This window comes from Bacillus sp. EKM501B, assembly GCF_011800505.1.
GTDB lineage: Bacteria > Bacillota > Bacilli > Bacillales > Bacillaceae_G > Bacillus_A > Bacillus_A cereus.
On sequence record NZ_JAALFZ010000001.1, the window covers coordinates 23,690 to 40,489 of the forward strand.

The following is a 16,800-nucleotide window of genomic DNA, read 5'->3' on the forward strand; positions in this document are numbered from 1 at the left end:
GGGGATTCTATTATGAAGAAAGAAGAGAGAATGGCCAAGGAAATTTCGGAGCAACTTGGAGGAATAAAAAATATTCGTAGTATTGCTCATTGTATGACGAGACTACGATTAACGCTTCATGATGAAAGTAAAGTAAATGTGGACCTTTTAAAAAAAGTTGAAGGCGTTATGGGTGTTATAGAAGATGAGACGCTTCAAGTTGTCGTTGGTCCAGGAACAGTAAATAAAGTAGCAGCTGAAATGGAAGGCTTAACAGGACTACGAATTGGTGAGATAGCAGATCATCACCTTGAAGATATTGGGCAAGAGATGAAATCAGAGATTAAGAAGAAAAATAATACACCAGTGAAAAACTTTTTACGAAAAATAGGAAGTATTTTCATTCCGTTAATTCCAGGACTTGTTGCGTCAGGAATTATAAACGGGGTTGCTAACTTTGCGAAAAACGCTGGTGCTGATCCAAATGCAACGTGGTTACAAATGTTACTACTCATTGGCGGCGGTATCTTTACATTCTTAGGAATTTTAGTTGGTTGGAATACAGCGAAAGAGTTCGGCGGGACACCGGTTCTTGGGGCAATTGCTGGCATTTTAATTTTCAACCCGGCGATGGCAAACGTAAAATTGTTTGGTGAAGCATTAGTGCCCGGACGGGGCGGATTATTCGCAGTTATTTTTGCAGCATGGCTTATGGTTGTAGTGGAAAGACAAGTTCGAAAAGCAGTGCCGAATGCAGTTGATATAATCGTGACACCACTCATTACTGTATTAGTTGTAAGTATCGTAACGATGTTAGCAATTCAGCCATTAGCAGGTTTCTTATCAGATGGTATTACGAGCGGAATTAATGCGATTTTAAATATTGGCGGAGCATTTGCTGGCGCAGTACTTGCGGGAACATTTTTACCTCTCGTTATGGTCGGATTGCATCACGGTTTAACACCAATTCATATGGAATTTATTAATCAAACACACGTAACACCTTTATTACCAGTACTAGCAATGGCTGGTGCTGGCCAAGTGGGCGCAGCAATTGCGATTTATGTGAAAACAAAAAACAAACGACTTCGAAATGTAATTAAAGGTGGATTGCCAGTTGGCTTTTTAGGAATTGGTGAGCCGCTATTATACGGGGTTACATTACCACTTGGGAAACCGTTTATTACTGCTTGTTTAGGAGCGGCTGTCGGTGGTGCATTCCAAGCAGTTATGCAAACAGCTTCTCTTGGAATTGGCGTATCAGGGCTATCTTTAATTCCGTTAATTGCTGACAATAAATATTTACTATATTTCTTAGGTTTAGTAATTGCATATGCTTTCGGATTTATCTTTACGTACTTCTTCGGATTTAAAGAAGAAATGGCAGAAAACATATAGAGAAAGGGATTCCTTTCTCTTTTTCTATTAATAGAAGGGGAGATTTATATGATCGGAGTTTCCATTTATCTTTCAAAAGAACGAGTAGAGAAACAAGAAGAGTGGTTAAAAGGAGCGAAGGAAAATGGGTTTACATCTATTTTTACATCACTGCACATTCCAGAAGATGATCCAAATACGTATAAAGAGTTAATTCAAATATTAGGGAGACAAGCTCTTGCACATGAAATGGAGCTAATGGTTGATGTTTCTCCAAAATCGTTACACCATTTAGGGCTAACATATGAAAATGTGGAAGAGTTATTGAACTGGGGCATTACCGGTTTAAGAATGGATTACGGCATTGCGCCAAAAGAAATTGCAAGCGTATCTCATAAGATGAAAGTAGCTTTAAATGCGAGTACGATTACAAAATCATTTTGGAAAGAATTACTTGCAGAACATATAAGAGTAGAGAATGTAGAAGCATGGCATAATTTTTACCCGCGCCCAGAGACAGGACTAGCAAAGTCTTTCTTACAAAAACAAAATCAATATTTACAGAAGTGCGGAATAAAGACAATGGCATTTATTCCAGGAGATGGTGAAAAACGAGGGCCGTTATATGAAGGGTTACCAACGTTAGAAAAACATCGCAATATGCGCCCACTTGAAGCGTACTTAGAACTTGTTCAAGATTGTGGTGTTGATAAAGTATTGATTGTAGATATAAGCGCAAGTTTAAAAAGTATGCAAGAAGTAGCTAGTGCAAGTAGAGGGATTATTCCATTGCGTTACAAATCATTTATAACTGATAAAGAAGTATTAAAATTGGTAGAGCAAGTGCATACAAATAGACTAGATCCGGCTCGTGATGTTATTCGATCTGTAGAATCAAGGGAAGGAAATAGAGTGGTGATAAAGCCGATGCATACAATTGTAAGAAAGAAAGGGAGTATTACAATTGATAATGAATTGTACGGTAGATATGCAGGGGAGATGCAAGTTGCCATAAATGATTTATCTGTAGATGAGAAAGTGAATGTTGTTGGAATGGTTGTAGAAGAGGACGTGTCTTTACTGCCTTATATTGGCGTTGGAAAAATGTTTCAACTTTTTTTATGCGATAGAATAAAAGCTTGAATTAGCGCTATTTTGTAAGAAAACATTATCCGTAAAACGGATAATGTTTTTTGTTTTCTTTAAAAAAGTATTTGACGAATGAAATAAAATACCGTATTGTTTTGACTTGTAAATAAAAGTTCACCATAACAAAACAAAAAGGAGAGTTCAAAATGAATCAATATATTGGGAATTTAATTATTCGTATCGTGTTAGGAGTTACGTTCTTTGCACACGGTTTAGCAAAGTTTCAATCAGGTATCGATAACGTAGCAGGATGGTTTACAAGCATCGGTTTACCAGGTGGCCTTGCATATGGCGTAGCAACTGTAGAATTAGTTGGTGGTATATTATTAATTATCGGTTTAGGTGTACGATATGTAGGATTGTTATTCGCTCTTATTTTAGCTGGAGCTATCGTAAAGGTAAATGGAGCAGCAGGTTTATTAGGAGATGGAAAGAATCCAGGATATGAATTAGATCTTGCATTATTATCAATGGGTGCGTATTTATTCGTAGTAAAAGCAGAAGGATATGTAGATCGTTTCTTAAAAGAGAAAGTAATGAAAACGAAGTAAATTTTATTTATAAATGTTGACTTGAAGAAATATTGTAACTATAATGATTACAACTAATAGATTAAGAGTAAAACAATTTAAATATTTTTTTACACAAGATGTAACTACGTGTGTTACATCTTGTGTAAAAATAAACGGGAGGAAGTAATATGCCTAAATCAAATTTAGAAATTATTAAAAGCACGTATGAAGGATCAGCTTCTTCAAATGCAAAGCATTTAGCAGAAGCCCTCTCTGAAAAAGTGGAATGGACAGAGGCAGAAGGTTTCCCGTACGGCGGAACATATAAAGGCGTAGAAGCTATAATGAAAAATGTATTTAGCCGTTTAGGATCAGAATGGGATGATTATAAAGCAAGTGTAAATATGTATCATGAAGTAAGCGGAAAAGATGTAATTATTGCTGAAGGTATGTATTCTGGAGTTTATAAAGAAACAGGAAAATCATTTGAAGCAGAATTTGTTCATGTATGGCAACTGGAGAACGGAAAAATCGTGAAGTTTAAGCAGTATGTAGATAGTTATATTGTTAAGGAAGCAATGAAGAGCTAATGCTTTTTAAATGGATCGTAGGTATATGCATTACAATTATAGTAATTTTCTCGTCTATAGTTGGCGGAAAGAAATTGCTTGCATATGTGGAAAAAGAAAATAAAAATATTCAAACCGAGCGAGCGGCAAACGAAAAAGAGAAAAAAGCTGCAGAAGAAGCTCCGCAAATTAGTGAAGGTGAAATTATTTCTACTATGCATAAAATGGTGCACCAAAAGGTAAAATCCTCTGAAAAATGGGGATTTGTAGAGATGACAAAAAAGGAAATTTCTAATGTAAAAAGAGATATTGAAAATAGTACAGGTTTTCAATATAAAATGAAGTTATTTTCTATTATAAATAGGTGGGAAAAAGGAGATTTTTCTCAAACTGTTGAGGAGCATAACTTTTTATGGAGCCTTCAAGGTGGAGATACTGGCAAGGCGACGGAACGTTTATCGCCAGAAGAGGAAAAGCAGTATATAAGAGAAATGAAGAGTAAATAAAAACATCGCCAACCTAGATGACGATGTTTTTTCATTAAGAATGTTTTCGTATTAAAGGTCTAGTTGGCTGAACGGCAACAGTTTTGAAATGAGAAAATAAATAACATCCTGTTACAACGACAATTGTCCCTAAAATTTGTATCCACGTTAATTCTTCTCCGAGAAATATGAATGCTAAAATGGCTGTGAAAATTGGATTGAAGTTTAGAAAAATACCTGATGTAGTTGCGCCTAATTTTTGTACGCCAATATTCCAAAATACCATACAAAGAACTGTCGAAATAAGCCCAGTATATAAAAGTGATGTGATGAAAGAAGTATTTATATTTGAAACAGTGAAGCTACCTATGTTAAACGGTAGTAATAAAATAACGCCGAAAATACCAGAGTACAACGTTGCCATAAGTGGTGTAGTTGTTTTTGTTGCCCATTTACTACAAACAGAATAGATTCCCCAAATACAAACCGCTGCAATCATCCATAAATCACCGCTATTAAAATGTAGTGAAAATAAAAGCGAGAAATCACCTTTTAATAGGACGAGGATGACCCCGAAGAATGAAAGAATCATGGATAGGATTTGAAGTGTATTTACTTTTTCTTTTAGAAATAATACTGAAAATAATGCGATTGAAATTGCATTCAATGTAGAAATAAGCCCTACATTCGTAGCGGATGTTTTTTCTAATGCTAAAAATTGAAAGATGTTAAAAAGAGCGACTCCTGAAATTCCCATTAATATTAACGGAATTATTGCGGTACGTGGTGGAAGGATTTTCTTTTCTTTAAGCCATACCATTGGTAATAAACAAACAATCGCAATCATCCATCTTAAATTTGTCAATGTCATCGGTGATGCATGATCGACGAGTGATTTTCCAACGACGAAATTTCCTCCCCATAATAAGCTCGTTAGTAATAGTAAAAAGACGTAAAAATAAGGCATGATAAAATCCCCTTTTTTGTAATCAATACGAATTGTAAATAATTTTAGCATTTTTCTTTATTGTGTAATACATTATTTTGTATAATGGTGAAAACTCGATAAAATCTTTAGTTTAAAATGATATTTACAGAAAGATATTCAGTTTTATATAAATTATAAGTTGTTTTTTCGAATAATCATCGGTAAGAAAAAAGGAGGAATTGTAATGGAGTCGTCTGTTATTAAAGTGTTGGATGATTTGGATGTACAAATTTTAGATATATTGCAGAAGGATTCACAAGTAAGTAATGCAGAGCTGGCACGTCGCGTTAATTTATCACCGGCTGCGATGCATGCAAGAATAAAAAGGTTAGATGGGGAAGGTTTCATCGATAAGCAAGTTGCGATTTTAAATCAAGAAAAGCTTGGGTTTGATTTATTATGCTTTATTTTTATGAGTACGAATATTCATCAATTTGACAAGTTAGAAGTGTTGGAGAAAGAATTAGAATCGATGCCGGAAGTGTTAGAATGTCACTGTTTAACAGGAGAGTACGATTATTTATTAAAGGTTGCAAATCGTGATCGTAAAGAACTAGAGCAGTTTATTAGAAAGCTGAATAAGCTTGGTATTACACGTATACAGACGAGTTTGGCACTTCGTGAAATTAAATATTCAACAGTATTACCGATACGAGATGAGGAACCGAGCATCGATTAGATTGCTTGGTTTTTTGTTTGTATAAAGTGATTGACGAGGAGAAAAGAGAGCTGTATTATTATATGAAATTATGAATTAAAATTCATTTAAAGTTATAAATATTAATATTGAGGGGCAAGGGGATGTAATATGAAAATCTGTAATGCGGTGACCAGTGATGTGAAAGAAATTTATAGTCTTATTGAGGTTTATGCAAAAGAGGGAGTTGTTTTACCACGTTCTCTTTTGTCTCTTTATCAATATTTGCAATGTTTATATGTTATGAAAGAAGACGAGAGAATTGTTGGAGTTGCTGGATTGCATGTGTTAGGAGAAGATCTTGCAGAAATACGATCGTTAGTAGTTTCGCATACATATGCAGGGAAAGGGATAGGACGTATGCTCGTAAATCATGTAATGGAGGAAGCTACGAAAATAAATGTAAGAAGAGTAATTTCCTTAACATATGAAACAGTATTTTTTCAAAAGTGTGGATTTGATTTTATAAATAAAGAAGCGTTGCCAGAGAAAGTATGGATTGATTGTAGACATTGTCCAAAGATGGATTATTGTGATGAAGTGGCGATGGTTCGGTATGTTGGATAAAAAATTTATAGAGAAAAAGTTCCCACTATTATTTACAGATATAGTGGGAACATATATTTACATAAGAAATGGACAGGTTATTAAGAATTTGAATTCGTTTGTCTTACGGCAAAATTATAAAGTGGATCTTTAAGTTCATAGTTATACGTTAAACCGTCGACAATTCCTACAACTTTATCATTATCATAAAGGTCGAGCATAAATTGTGCCATTTGTTTTGCAGTGTGGAATTTCGGTACAACATTATCGTATTCGAACTCATCAATACCAAATGAACGTTTTGCAAATTCTGTTTCAGTTGCCCCAGGTGCTAAAACCTTTGCTTGCAGTTTTGCGCCTTGTTCTTTCAGTTCGTGAGACAGCCCTTCTGTAAAGGCACTTACATAAAATTTTGTAGCGCAATACGTAACAGCATCAGCAACAATCGTGTATCCGCCGCCCGATGAAACGTTAATAAGCTGTGTTCCGTCAACCATTGAATAATCTCGAACGAAAAGAGAAGAGAGTATTGTTAGTGCTTCTATATTGACATGCAACATCGTCTCGATTTTATTTAAATTTTGTTCGGCAATTGAGGCGAAATTACCAAAACCTGCGTTATTAATCCACGTTTCAATTTGAAAAGCTTGTAGGCTTTCATAAAGTTTATAAACATCTTCAGTAACAGATAAATCAGTTCGTCGAATGACAACATCTAACTCTGGATGCATTTCGTTAATTTTCAATTTTAATCCATCTAATTCTTCTTGTCTTCGAGCTACAAGTACTAAATTTTTCCCGCGAGATGCAAATGCTAAAGCTGCTTCATAACCAATTCCGGAACTTGCACCAGTAATAACAGTGTATTTCATATAAAATCCCCCTAAATTCAAATTTATTTATGGTTAGATTGTATTTGTTAGAGTATACTCTAAGTCAAATGTTTTTTATAAATTTGATACGTTCATAAAATATATAAGGATAAGCATGTGGAGGGAGTTTAGTATGTATACAATTAGTGAGGTAGCAAAATTATTAGGATTGAGCACACATACACTACGTTATTATGAAAAGGAAAATATATTGATTGCAAATCGTGATACAAATGGAAATCGACTTTACGAAGAGTCACATATAAAGTGGTTGCAGTTTGTAATGAAATTAAAACAAACGCAAATGCCAATAGCGAAAATAAGAGAATACGCTAGATTATATACAGAAGGGGCGCATACAACAGAAGCTCGTTTACAGCTCCTAGAAGATCATAGGAAATCTATTCAGATTCAAAGAGAAAACTTAGAGGTTACAGAGAAGATGCTTGAGAATAAAATTCGTGCATACAAAGGCTCATTGGAAAATAAATAGATGGTTGTTATGTGATGAAAAATGGATTTGATCTATGAGTATTTCATCATAGTGTATGGATAAATAAAAAAGAGCAGCTAGCAAAAGCTAACTGCTCCATTCAAGGGATCTCTCCAAGGGGGAGTGGAGAAAATATTATGTTACTAGCATTATTGACAGATTATTAGGAAATATACAAATAGGATGAAAGAAATTTTAAATAAACTTTCGGCATTGACAATTTTTAAAATGTTCATGTACAATATATATGAATGACATTCAGTCATTTTCGTGTGACAGGATGCAGTTAGCTTAGAAATGGAACAAATACAATGGTAAATGAGGATGATAGTTGTTTTTATATAGTATTGATGAAAGAGTATATTTTTTTAAAATAAAAATGACTGATAGTCAGTCATGAAGGGTGAGAGGTATGAAAAATAGAGCTTGGTTATATGTCATATTAACATGTATCTTTGAAATTTTTTGGGTGTTTGGTTTTAATACGGCCGATACTTGGTGGCATTGGATTATTATTTTAGGAGTTATTGCTGTTGATTTTCACTTCCTTTCTAAAGCGTGTGAACATCTTGCAACAGGAACTGTATATGCTATTTTCGCTGGAGCTGGTACGGTAGGTACTTTCTTAATGGATGTATTTCTTTTCGGTGGAAGTTTCAGCGCAGGCAAACTATTCTTCATTCTTATGGTAGTAGCCGGCGTTATCGGTTTAAAGTTAGCTGACAATAAAGAAGAAACTGTGGAAGGAGTTGCTTAAAAATGGGTTGGTTTTTCGTATTTTGTGCTGCAATTAGTGAAATAGTCGGTGTGATAGGACTTAAAATGTATAGTAAAGATAAGACATTAGCCAATGGTGCGATTTATATAGGTGGGTTTGCTACATCCTTCGCATTTTTGTATACTTCCTTCTTATTTTTACAAGTAAGTGTCGCGTATGCGGTTTGGATTGGTATCGGAACAGCAGGTGCAGTTTTGTTAAACATGTTCTTGTTTGGTGAGTCGAAAAGTAAAGCGCGTATCATTAGTGTGTTTCTTATTGTATGTGGAGTGACAGGATTAAAGGCACTTTCTTAAAGATATATTGTATTTTTATCTCCTAATTGTTTATTAGGAGATTTTATTATAAAAAAATGATTTCCTCTTAGAGTTCACTATCATTGACAGTACAATCGATTATCTTATAAAATGAGTGACAGTCATTCAATATGCGTGTGAAAGGGTTTAGATGATGAATAAAAAAGAGAAAATTGTCTATGCAGCTATTGAAGTGTTTCAGGAAAAGGGCGTCGAAAAAACGAAGATTTCTGATATCGTGAAATTAGCTGGCATTGCGCAAGGAACTTTCTATTTATATTTTCCTTCTAAGTTATCTGTTATGCCTGCAATAGCAGAAGTGATGGTTGAAAAGATGATACTTGCAGTGAAAGAAAAAGTGCAAAACGATGCGCCTTTCTTAAGTAAAGTGACGCAAGTAATAGATGCGGTGTTTCACTTTATAGCTGAATATCGTGAAATACAGGCTTTAATGTATGCTGGTCTTGCATCTACAGAACATATAAAAGAATGGGAAGCTGTGTATGAGCCCCTTTATATGTGGCTAAGTGAATTTTTAAATGAGGCAAAAGAAGCTGGTGAAATTCGTGATTCGGTTCACGCAGAGCGAACAGCGAAGTTATTTATCGCTCTAGTTGAATCAGCAGCGGAACAAGTGTATTTATATGATCATAAAGATGATGAGCAAGTCGATTTGCAAAAGGCAGAAGTACTAGATTTTTTAACACATGCACTACATATAAAGAAATAGTGAGATGAACCTGTCTGAAAAGGTAGGTTCATTTTTGAGGAAAACTGAATGATAGTCATTCATCTAATGCGTATGTATGTGTGGAAGGATAGTGTGAAATTCTAACGAGTAGGGGGCATCTCTACTCATGACTAGCCCACAAATAGAAGGATAAAGAAAAAGCTTCTTGGGCATTATTTTTTGAGAGGAACTTACGGGAAGAGGTGTTAAAAAGTGAAGAAACCGATAAAAGAACAAAAGATGGTATTGGTCATTCTTTTGAGTAATATATTTATCGCTTTTTTAGGGATTGGATTAATCATTCCGGTTATGCCGTCCTTTATGAATGATATGCATTTAACAGGGAAGACGATGGGATATCTCGTTGCAGTGTTTGCAATGGCACAGCTCATTACTTCACCTATTACAGGCCGGTGGGTTGATCTTTACGGTAGAAAGAAAATGATAATCATTGGATTATTTATTTTTGGTGTTTCAGAGCTTCTTTTTGGATTAGGAAAAGATGTATGGATGCTTTATGTAGCAAGGGTATTAGGCGGAATTAGTGCTGCTTTTATTATGCCTGGTGTTACGGCGTATGTTGCGGATATTACATCTATTCAGGAACGTCCAAAGGCGATGGGATACTTATCTGCGGCTATTAGTACTGGATTCATTATAGGTCCTGGAATCGGCGGATTTATTGCAGAATACGGTATACGTGTGCCGTTTTTCGTTGCAGCAGTAATTGCTTTTATAGCATGTGTGATTTCGATCTTTATTTTAAAAGAACCGTTAACGAAAGAAGAACTTGCAGAGATTTCTTCTAATACGAAGGAATCAAGTTTTATTGGTGATTTAAAGAAATCATTACATCCAATGTATGCAATTGCATTTATTATCGTATTTGTACTCGCATTCGGATTATCAGCGTATGAAACAGTGTTTAGCTTGTTCTCTGATCATAAATTTGGCTTCTCGCCGAAAGATATCGCAGCAATTATTACAATTAGTTCAATCTTTGGGGTAGTTGTGCAAGTATTTATGTTTGGCAAATTGGTAGACATGTTCGGTGAGAAAGTGTTAATTCAAATATGTTTAATTGTAGGTGCAGTATTAGCATTCGTCTCAACTGTAGTCTTTAATTATTGGATTGTACTTCTCGTTACTTGCTTCATTTTCTTAGCATTTGATTTACTTCGTCCAGCTTTAACGACATTTTTATCAAAAGCAGCCGGAAAAGAGCAAGGATTCGTCGCTGGTATGAACTCGACTTATACGAGTTTAGGAAATATCGCAGGACCAGCGATGGGCGGAATATTATTTGATATGAATATTCATTATCCATATGCATTTTCAGGCGTTGTTTTAATAGTTGGTCTCGGCATTACATTTATGTGGAGAGAGAAACAGTTGGCTGAAAGTTTTGCGAAGTAATAAAACCCCTTACGACGGTAAGGGGTTTTTGTTTTATCCTGATTAAAGTTTCATTTTATAAACTTAACCCAAACCGTTTTAATTCAATAAAAATCCCCTCTAATTGCTTTCCTTTATCCGTTAATGTGTACTCTACACGAGGCGGAACTTCTGGATATACTTTTCTCGTTATAATGCCTTGAGACTCTAATTCTTTTAGTCGAAGCGATAATGTTTTTGGACTAATACCATCCATTGATTTTTGTAAATCACTAAAGCGTAATGTTCCTTCGATAAGAAGATCACGAATGATTAAAAACGTCCATTTTGTACTAATTACATCAAGCGTTTTAGCGATAGGACAAGGTATGCCCGGTAAACCTTTCGTTAATTCAACTGGATTTATATCGTTCATGGAACTAGCCTCCATAAAATTTTTTTTGGATGAATTTGCTTTATAGTATCACAAAACTATACTTTTGGTAACTATATGAAAAAAATATCACTACTTCCATAAAGGAAGTTAGTGCATATACAATAGCAATACGAAACAAAAAGGATTTATATAAGGAGGTGGTGATTTCCATGGGGATAAAAAAGTTATTTGGATTTCTTAGTTTGTTTGTTATTTGTATTGTGCTTGTAGCATGTGGTGTGGAACAAAAAACTGAAGTTCAGTTATTAAAAGAAATGCCAAAGCCAAAAGCAATGACAATTGATCCCTCACTAAGTAAAAAAGAAGCGACAGAAATGGTTCATGCGGCGCAGCGTTTTTATGCATTTTGGGATACAGGTAAGGAGGAACTTATTCCGCAGACTGTTACTAAAGATTTCTTCGATAATACATTGCCGAAAGGGCGACCACAAGGCATTGAAGGATTAAAGTTTGCAGCGCAAAATTTTCGTAAAGTTGTGCCTGATATACATTGTGAGATTGAAGACTTATTAGTTGTTGGTGATAAAGTAACAGCCCGTCTTTCTTTTACAGGAACGCATAATGGTAAGAAAATTAATTTTTTTGCAATTGATATTTTACATGTGAAAGACGGAAAGATAACAGAAGATTGGCATTTAGAAGATAATCTTACACTACAGTAGCAACTCGGCTTAATAGCTGAAGAGTAGATCATATAGGGGAGAGAAAAACGATGAAAAATATATTTATTATAAATGGACATGAAAAATACGGTACAAAGGAAGGACGATTAAATAAAACGTTAGTAGATTATATGGTTACTGTATTAGACGAGAATCATCATGTGAAAACAACAACGATTCAAGATGGTTACAATATTAAAGAAGAACAAGATAAGTTTTTATGGGCTGATGTTGTGATTTATCAAACACCAATTTACTGGTTTAGTGTTCCAGGCTTATTTAAAACGTATATGGATGAAGTATATGAATACGGTTTGTTCTTTAAAGGTGCAGATGAATATGGAACAGGTGGTTTATTAAAAGAGAAAGAGTATATGTTCTCTACAACTTGGAATGCACCTGAAAAAGCATTTGGAGATAAGACAAAGTTCTTTGAAGGAGAAAGTTTAGAATCAGCGCTTAGTCATTTACATCGCGTGCAAAAGTTTCTCGGTATGAGTCCGTTAAAGAGTTTTGCTTGTTATGATGTGGTGAAGAATCCGGATATAGAGAAGTTTTTAGTGAACTTGAAAGATCACTTAGATGGAGTAATTAAATAATAGTATGTGAAGAAGGTACTGCTAAGGATGTAGTACCTTCTCCTTTTATAATGACTCATATTTTAAGACATGGATGGCTGTATCCATAACTTTGCAAAATTTGCCCAACCAAATGAATCAATTGTTACATTTTTTAAAGAAGAAGGGTATGTTTTTCTTTTTAGAACGTGATAGTTAAATAAAATGATGTGTTCTGCTTGTAAAAACTCTTCAATCTCATACATGAGTTCATAACGCTTTTCTTTATTTTCTTCTAGTAAAAATGTATCTAGTAAACAGTTAATTTGTTTTTCGTAGTGCGGGTCCATGAACCGATTTACGAAGCAACTTTTATTTTTAAATACATTTAAGAATGCAATTTCATGATTGGCAGCAAAGACTTCTCCCATGAAAATAATATCAGCATGTTTATCAATAGAGCGATTCATATAATCTGAAACGGGAAATGGGTGAAGCTCTACTTGTATACCTAAACTTTCACATCGTTCTTTTAAGAAATATGCATCATTTGCACTATCTTTAAATGCGAAGAAGTAAATATGTATCGTTTCTCCATTATATGTACTCTTTTTCAAATACTCTTTTGCCTTTTCTAAAGAGTAGGATCTTCTTGTTGCAAGGCGGCTTCTATCAGGGAAAAAGCTTGATGCAGCAATTGTCCGTCTACCCTCTATGTTACGAAGTATCATTTCAACATCATATAGTTCTCTCCAAGCTTTTCGAAAGTAAATGTCGTGATGAGGACCAGGTTTTGTAAAGTTGAAGCTAGCATAAATACAACCTATTTCTTCTATTTGTATATCATGCCTTTCATTTTCCTCTTCGTTTGGTAGTTCATAATCAGCATCTATTTGCACATGGTCAGGAATACCCCAAAATTCAATACGGTCTAATAATGCGCGCTCTTTAAAATAATGGGTGAACGCTTCGAGTACGATATTATCTTCAGAGTAATGAGCAAGTTTGAAAGGTCCAGTACCTATATAATGATGATTTTGAATACTCGTATCACGCGGTAAAATTGCGAGCTGCATTGAACTTACATAGTGTAAGAAAAATAAATTTGGTTTCGCTAAATGGAATCGAATTTGTAGTGGTGATGGCGTTTCAATTTGAACGATTTCTTCTGTTAACCATTCGAAAGGAGAGTAAACTTCTTTTAGTCTTTCAAATGAAAATTGTACATCTTTAGAAGTTAAAACTGTTTCGTTATGAAAATATACATCCTTTCGTAAATAAAAAGTCCACGTAAGCCCGTCTTCACTTAATTCCCACGTATGCGCAATGTGAGGCTCCATTTTTTCAGTAACATCGTTATAGACGACTAATGTATCAAAAATTTGACTCGTAAGATGGCTCTCTGTAGTTACAGCCACAAAAGCCGGATCTAATGGGAATATCTTTCTCGATATAGGAATCTTTAATACGTCGTACATATCATTTGAAGGTTCGTATCCAAAATGATGATGTAGTTTATTTTCTATCTTTTTTTGAAGTGCGAGGGGGAGGGGTTCTTTTAAAAGAAAAAAGATATCTTTTAATTTTTCTTGCGCTAACAGTTCATCTGTATAGGACTCAATCGCTTCTACGAAATTATGTATAAATAGAATTTCCGTTTTATTTCCGCGGCCTCGCCCTGGAGTCCAGCTAATTAATTGCTCCTCGCTCATTTTCTTTAATAAAATCTTTACGTTTTTCGTACTGCAATATAAAACATCCGCTAATTCTTGTAAGCTATTTCGCATATGTTGTTGATCTTGTGCATGTAGTCTTAGTCTAATGTAATAGTCCATAATTTTCATATATACACTTCCTTCTATCATAAAAGGGGAAACTCTTTAGAATATTCTAACCTTTTTCTTCCTTTTTTTCAAAGTAAAATAAGTAAGCATAAGGAGGGGAAACAATGGGATTTTGGAGTATGCATCGAAATATAAAAATTAGAATTATAACATCGTTTTTAACACGTACTGTGTCCACGATGATTTTTCCATTTATGGCGATTTATTTTTCCGTAAAGTTAGGTAGCGCGATTGCTGGTGCGTTACTACTTATTAATGTCATAGCTTCATTAGTAATTGGTTTATACGGTGGATATGTTGGAGACCGGCTTGGGCGTAAAAAGGTTATGATTATCGGTCAAAGTATACAAGTCATTTCCATTGCTTGTATGGGAGTTGCGAATTCGGATTACGTTGACTCACCGTGGTTAACATTTATCTTTATGCTAGTGAATAGTTTAGGATCGGGACTTATGAATCCTGCGACAGAAGCGATGTTAATTGATGTGAGTACACCTGAAAATCGAAAAGTGATGTACAGCATTAATTACTGGGCTATTAATTTATCGATTGCGATTGGAGCGATATTTGGAGGATTACTATTTGAAAACTATAGACTACAATTATTTATCGTATTAACGCTTGTTGCCATTATGACTTTATATGTGATGGCTGTGTATATGGAAGAAGTGTATGTAGCACGAAAAACGATGGAGAAGAAAAATGTATTAAAAGATATGGCAGATAGTTATAAAGTCGTGATGAAAGATAAAGCATTTTTAATTTTTTGTGCAGCGAGTATATGTACATTATCGTTAGAGTTTCAAATTAATAATTATTTAGGGGTACGTTTGCAGAAGGAATTTGAAACGGTGCACTTTTTATTCGGGAATGGTTTTACGTTTGATTTAACAGGTATTCGCATGCTGAGCTGGATTTCTGCAGAGAATACAATTTTAGTTGTGTTATGTTCAGCACTTCTTATTAAAATGCTGAAAAGCTTCAACGATTTAAAAATCTTATATGTAGGCTTATTTATTTACACGATTGGATTTACAATACTCGGAACGAGCAATAGCTTATGGATTTTATTAATTGCAGGGCTTTTCCAAACAGTAGGCGAGATGATGTATGTGCCAGTGCGTCAATCTATTATGGCAGATATGGTGCCAAATGAGGCAAGAGGTTCTTATATGGCGATTAACGGAATGGTCTTTCAAGTGGCAAAAATGAACGGGGCATTAGGTGTTATGCTAGGTTCATTTATTGCATCTTGGGGTATGAGTGCTCTGTACTTTATCGTTGGTATGAGCAGTATTTTATTATTTATGAAGGCGATAGGGAAAGAGCAGTATGAGGATGAGAGAAATGTTTCTCAAATTGGATGAAACTATATAAAAGCGAACCAGTTATACTGGGACTCGCTTTTTATATAATTTTTAGAACGGATCAACTTCAGCTAAATTTGGAGTAGTACTAGGCTGTAGTAAAAGATTTTTTAATGTGCCTACTTCAGAAAGCGCTACTAATATGTAGCCACTAATCAGTACAATAAGCCCAATGATGCGTAACGTTTGTAAGCTCACTTCATTATTATTCGTTTCCGTTGGATTTGGGGGCGTTGAAGGTGGATTGTTATTCATAAATAAGGCTCCCATCTTTTGAATTTATATATGTGCGAAATCATTATTTAACTTATGGATAGGAATTATATAGTCATTTTCACTATATGAGAACTGCCTATGAAAAGTGATAAGGAATTTTTGGGCGAGAAAAGAGGGGAATCCAAAAGATTATTAAAACTGAACTTTTGGATTCCCCTCTTTTTATTTATCTTGCTATTTGTGGTGGTCGGTTTTCCTGTAAACGACCAGTTGGTGAGGGCTAATTAATTATTTTCATGTAAATACAAGGAGGTTAGTTAATCAAAGTAGTTATCCTAATATACGCAACGATTCTTCAATAAACGCTGGGATGTCCTCTGGCTGTCTACTTGTTACTAGCTGATTTTGACATACGACAACCTCTTTGTCATGAAAGTTCCCGCCGGCATTTTTTAAATCGACTTCAATAGATTTATATCCAGTTACATCGCGTCCTTCAAGTGTTTGTGCAGTGATGAGTAGCTGAGGTCCGTGACAAATAGCGAAAACAGGTTTTTCCGCATCCATAAATGCTTTACTAAAGCGAACAAAACGTTCATCGGCACGAAGTATATCTGGAGAAAATCCACCCGGTATGAAGAGGGCATCAAAGTTCTCTGGAGAAACATCATCAATACTTTTATCAATCACGACTTCACTTTTTCCTTGCTTACCGTGTACCGTTTTCCCTTTTTCCATTTCAATAGTTGTGAATTCATATCCCTTTTGTTTAAAAGCTTCTACTGGCTCTGTGTATTCTGTATCCTCGAAATAATCCGTTATTAAAATAGCAATTTTTTTACTCATTCTAAT

Annotated in this window: 22 protein-coding genes; 16 read left to right on the top strand and 6 right to left on the bottom strand. The window is 34.8% G+C overall.

Going from position 1 to position 16,800, the window contains the following annotated elements; genetic code table 11:
- Nucleotides 1-12 precede the first annotated feature (12 nt).
- The 5 genes from HFD78_RS00140 (at nt 13) to HFD78_RS00160 (ending at nt 4,092) form a co-directional block, all read left to right on the top strand.
- Nucleotides 13-1,377: a PTS transporter subunit EIIC gene (locus HFD78_RS00140; RefSeq protein ID WP_097814291.1), complete on the top strand. Its 1,365-nt coding sequence runs from the start codon at nt 13-15 to the stop codon at nt 1,375-1,377.
- Nucleotides 1,378-1,425: 48 nt separating this feature from the next.
- Nucleotides 1,426-2,499 carry a DUF871 domain-containing protein gene (locus HFD78_RS00145; protein WP_098842642.1) on the top strand — a complete coding sequence of 358 codons (1,074 nt, stop codon included), beginning with the start codon at nt 1,426-1,428 and terminating at the stop codon, nt 2,497-2,499.
- A 152-nt stretch (nt 2,500-2,651) separates the two neighbouring features.
- Complete coding sequence (locus HFD78_RS00150; protein ID WP_001077751.1) at nt 2,652-3,056, top strand: DoxX family protein; 405 nt, start codon at nt 2,652-2,654, stop codon at nt 3,054-3,056.
- Nucleotides 3,057-3,205: 149 nt separating this feature from the next.
- Nucleotides 3,206-3,607, top strand: coding sequence for a nuclear transport factor 2 family protein (locus HFD78_RS00155; protein WP_001126691.1), 402 nt, complete (start codon nt 3,206-3,208; stop codon nt 3,605-3,607).
- Nucleotides 3,607-4,092 (top strand): PRK06770 family protein, encoded by a 486-nt coding sequence (locus tag HFD78_RS00160; protein WP_000897980.1) that lies wholly within the window; start codon nt 3,607-3,609, stop codon nt 4,090-4,092. Before HFD78_RS00155 ends, HFD78_RS00160 begins: the two co-directional genes overlap by 1 nt.
- Before the next feature lie 34 nt (nt 4,093-4,126).
- Here the strand turns inward: HFD78_RS00160 and HFD78_RS00165 are convergent, their stop codons facing one another.
- Nucleotides 4,127-5,038, bottom strand: a complete 912-nt coding sequence (locus HFD78_RS00165) for a DMT family transporter (RefSeq protein WP_048567866.1) — start codon at nt 5,036-5,038, stop codon at nt 4,127-4,129.
- Between the two features lie 205 nt (nt 5,039-5,243).
- Here HFD78_RS00165 and HFD78_RS00170 point away from each other — a divergent pair, with 205 nt between their 5' ends.
- Both HFD78_RS00170 and HFD78_RS00175 read left to right on the top strand, forming a co-directional pair.
- Nucleotides 5,244-5,738 carry an Lrp/AsnC family transcriptional regulator gene (locus HFD78_RS00170; RefSeq protein ID WP_000446088.1) on the top strand — a complete coding sequence of 165 codons (495 nt, stop codon included), beginning with the start codon at nt 5,244-5,246 and terminating at the stop codon, nt 5,736-5,738.
- Nucleotides 5,739-5,867: 129 nt separating this feature from the next.
- Nucleotides 5,868-6,323, top strand: a complete 456-nt coding sequence (locus HFD78_RS00175; protein ID WP_000686662.1) for an N-acetyltransferase — start codon at nt 5,868-5,870, stop codon at nt 6,321-6,323.
- 80 nt (nt 6,324-6,403) lie between these two features.
- Here the strand turns inward: HFD78_RS00175 and HFD78_RS00180 are convergent, their stop codons facing one another.
- A complete protein-coding gene (locus HFD78_RS00180) occupies nt 6,404-7,174 on the bottom strand; it encodes an SDR family NAD(P)-dependent oxidoreductase (protein WP_000878073.1) in 771 nt (256 codons plus the stop codon).
- A 133-nt stretch (nt 7,175-7,307) separates the two neighbouring features.
- Here HFD78_RS00180 and HFD78_RS00185 point away from each other — a divergent pair, with 133 nt between their 5' ends.
- The 5 genes from HFD78_RS00185 (at nt 7,308) to HFD78_RS00205 (ending at nt 10,887) form a co-directional block, all read left to right on the top strand.
- Nucleotides 7,308-7,667, top strand: a complete 360-nt coding sequence (locus tag HFD78_RS00185; RefSeq protein ID WP_000288059.1) for a MerR family transcriptional regulator — start codon at nt 7,308-7,310, stop codon at nt 7,665-7,667.
- Between the two features lie 412 nt (nt 7,668-8,079).
- The gene (locus HFD78_RS00190; RefSeq protein ID WP_000796011.1) at nt 8,080-8,424 is read left to right on the top strand and encodes a DMT family transporter; all 345 of its coding nucleotides are present in this window, start codon (nt 8,080-8,082) and stop codon (nt 8,422-8,424) included.
- 2 nt (nt 8,425-8,426) lie between these two features.
- Complete coding sequence (locus HFD78_RS00195) at nt 8,427-8,741, top strand: DMT family transporter (protein ID WP_000539671.1); 315 nt, start codon at nt 8,427-8,429, stop codon at nt 8,739-8,741.
- A gap of 151 nt (nt 8,742-8,892) precedes the next feature.
- Nucleotides 8,893-9,471 carry a TetR/AcrR family transcriptional regulator gene (locus HFD78_RS00200; RefSeq protein ID WP_002196232.1) on the top strand — a complete coding sequence of 193 codons (579 nt, stop codon included), beginning with the start codon at nt 8,893-8,895 and terminating at the stop codon, nt 9,469-9,471.
- A 213-nt stretch (nt 9,472-9,684) separates the two neighbouring features.
- Entirely contained in the window at nt 9,685-10,887 is a 1,203-nt protein-coding gene (locus HFD78_RS00205; protein WP_000742956.1) for an MFS transporter, read from the top strand.
- A 55-nt stretch (nt 10,888-10,942) separates the two neighbouring features.
- On the opposite strand, the gene HFD78_RS00210 is transcribed toward HFD78_RS00205, so the two are convergent.
- Entirely contained in the window at nt 10,943-11,281 is a 339-nt protein-coding gene (locus HFD78_RS00210) for a winged helix-turn-helix transcriptional regulator (RefSeq protein WP_000997917.1), read from the bottom strand.
- Between the two features lie 170 nt (nt 11,282-11,451).
- Here HFD78_RS00210 and HFD78_RS00215 point away from each other — a divergent pair, with 170 nt between their 5' ends.
- Together HFD78_RS00215 and HFD78_RS00220 are read left to right on the top strand one after the other, a co-directional pair.
- Nucleotides 11,452-11,964 (top strand): ester cyclase, encoded by a 513-nt coding sequence (locus tag HFD78_RS00215; RefSeq protein ID WP_000511559.1) that lies wholly within the window; start codon nt 11,452-11,454, stop codon nt 11,962-11,964.
- A 50-nt stretch (nt 11,965-12,014) separates the two neighbouring features.
- Nucleotides 12,015-12,563, top strand: a complete 549-nt coding sequence (locus HFD78_RS00220; protein ID WP_000789176.1) for an NAD(P)H-dependent oxidoreductase — start codon at nt 12,015-12,017, stop codon at nt 12,561-12,563.
- 62 nt (nt 12,564-12,625) lie between these two features.
- On the opposite strand, the gene HFD78_RS00225 is transcribed toward HFD78_RS00220, so the two are convergent.
- A complete protein-coding gene (locus HFD78_RS00225) occupies nt 12,626-14,386 on the bottom strand; it encodes an SgrR family transcriptional regulator (protein WP_116291479.1) in 1,761 nt (586 codons plus the stop codon).
- 83 nt (nt 14,387-14,469) lie between these two features.
- Here HFD78_RS00225 and HFD78_RS00230 point away from each other — a divergent pair, with 83 nt between their 5' ends.
- The gene (locus tag HFD78_RS00230; RefSeq protein ID WP_097814288.1) at nt 14,470-15,732 is read left to right on the top strand and encodes an MDR family MFS transporter; all 1,263 of its coding nucleotides are present in this window, start codon (nt 14,470-14,472) and stop codon (nt 15,730-15,732) included.
- 51 nt (nt 15,733-15,783) lie between these two features.
- Here the strand turns inward: HFD78_RS00230 and HFD78_RS00235 are convergent, their stop codons facing one another.
- Nucleotides 15,784-15,987 carry a hypothetical protein gene (locus HFD78_RS00235; RefSeq protein WP_001063862.1) on the bottom strand — a complete coding sequence of 68 codons (204 nt, stop codon included), beginning with the start codon at nt 15,985-15,987 and terminating at the stop codon, nt 15,784-15,786.
- Nucleotides 15,988-16,086: 99 nt separating this feature from the next.
- On the opposite strand from HFD78_RS00235, the gene HFD78_RS00240 reads away from it, so the two are divergent.
- On the top strand, nt 16,087-16,236 hold the full coding sequence (locus HFD78_RS00240) for a hypothetical protein (RefSeq protein ID WP_168369332.1): 150 nt from the start codon (nt 16,087-16,089) through the stop codon (nt 16,234-16,236).
- A 42-nt stretch (nt 16,237-16,278) separates the two neighbouring features.
- On the opposite strand, the gene HFD78_RS00245 is transcribed toward HFD78_RS00240, so the two are convergent.
- Nucleotides 16,279-16,794, bottom strand: a complete 516-nt coding sequence (locus tag HFD78_RS00245) for a type 1 glutamine amidotransferase domain-containing protein (RefSeq protein ID WP_000037532.1) — start codon at nt 16,792-16,794, stop codon at nt 16,279-16,281.
- Nucleotides 16,795-16,800: the final 6 nt, after the last annotated feature.

Excerpts from the sequence above, each read along its gene's own strand:
- HFD78_RS00245 (WP_000037532.1), bottom strand. The coding sequence starts at position 16,794 with ATGAGTAAAAAAATTGCTATTTTAATAACGGATTATTTCGAGGATACA.
- HFD78_RS00165 (WP_048567866.1), bottom strand. The coding sequence starts at position 5,038 with ATGCCTTATTTTTACGTCTTTTTACTATTACTAACGAGCTTATTATGG.
- HFD78_RS00235 (WP_001063862.1), bottom strand. The coding sequence starts at position 15,987 with ATGAATAACAATCCACCTTCAACGCCCCCAAATCCAACGGAAACGAAT.
- HFD78_RS00160 (WP_000897980.1), top strand. The coding sequence starts at position 3,607 with ATGCTTTTTAAATGGATCGTAGGTATATGCATTACAATTATAGTAATT.
- HFD78_RS00230 (WP_097814288.1), top strand. The coding sequence starts at position 14,470 with ATGGGATTTTGGAGTATGCATCGAAATATAAAAATTAGAATTATAACA.
- HFD78_RS00170 (WP_000446088.1), top strand. The coding sequence starts at position 5,244 with ATGGAGTCGTCTGTTATTAAAGTGTTGGATGATTTGGATGTACAAATT.
- HFD78_RS00195 (WP_000539671.1), top strand. The coding sequence starts at position 8,427 with ATGGGTTGGTTTTTCGTATTTTGTGCTGCAATTAGTGAAATAGTCGGT.
- HFD78_RS00140 (WP_097814291.1), top strand. The coding sequence starts at position 13 with ATGAAGAAAGAAGAGAGAATGGCCAAGGAAATTTCGGAGCAACTTGGA.
- HFD78_RS00190 (WP_000796011.1), top strand. The coding sequence starts at position 8,080 with ATGAAAAATAGAGCTTGGTTATATGTCATATTAACATGTATCTTTGAA.
- HFD78_RS00145 (WP_098842642.1), top strand. The coding sequence starts at position 1,426 with ATGATCGGAGTTTCCATTTATCTTTCAAAAGAACGAGTAGAGAAACAA.
- HFD78_RS00225 (WP_116291479.1), bottom strand. The coding sequence starts at position 14,386 with ATGATAGAAGGAAGTGTATATATGAAAATTATGGACTATTACATTAGA.
- HFD78_RS00220 (WP_000789176.1), top strand. The coding sequence starts at position 12,015 with ATGAAAAATATATTTATTATAAATGGACATGAAAAATACGGTACAAAG.
- HFD78_RS00215 (WP_000511559.1), top strand. The coding sequence starts at position 11,452 with ATGGGGATAAAAAAGTTATTTGGATTTCTTAGTTTGTTTGTTATTTGT.
- HFD78_RS00185 (WP_000288059.1), top strand. The coding sequence starts at position 7,308 with ATGTATACAATTAGTGAGGTAGCAAAATTATTAGGATTGAGCACACAT.
- HFD78_RS00240 (WP_168369332.1), top strand. The coding sequence starts at position 16,087 with ATGAAAAGTGATAAGGAATTTTTGGGCGAGAAAAGAGGGGAATCCAAA.
- HFD78_RS00210 (WP_000997917.1), bottom strand. The coding sequence starts at position 11,281 with ATGAACGATATAAATCCAGTTGAATTAACGAAAGGTTTACCGGGCATA.
- HFD78_RS00150 (WP_001077751.1), top strand. The coding sequence starts at position 2,652 with ATGAATCAATATATTGGGAATTTAATTATTCGTATCGTGTTAGGAGTT.
- HFD78_RS00155 (WP_001126691.1), top strand. The coding sequence starts at position 3,206 with ATGCCTAAATCAAATTTAGAAATTATTAAAAGCACGTATGAAGGATCA.
- HFD78_RS00175 (WP_000686662.1), top strand. The coding sequence starts at position 5,868 with ATGAAAATCTGTAATGCGGTGACCAGTGATGTGAAAGAAATTTATAGT.
- HFD78_RS00200 (WP_002196232.1), top strand. The coding sequence starts at position 8,893 with ATGATGAATAAAAAAGAGAAAATTGTCTATGCAGCTATTGAAGTGTTT.
- HFD78_RS00180 (WP_000878073.1), bottom strand. The coding sequence starts at position 7,174 with ATGAAATACACTGTTATTACTGGTGCAAGTTCCGGAATTGGTTATGAA.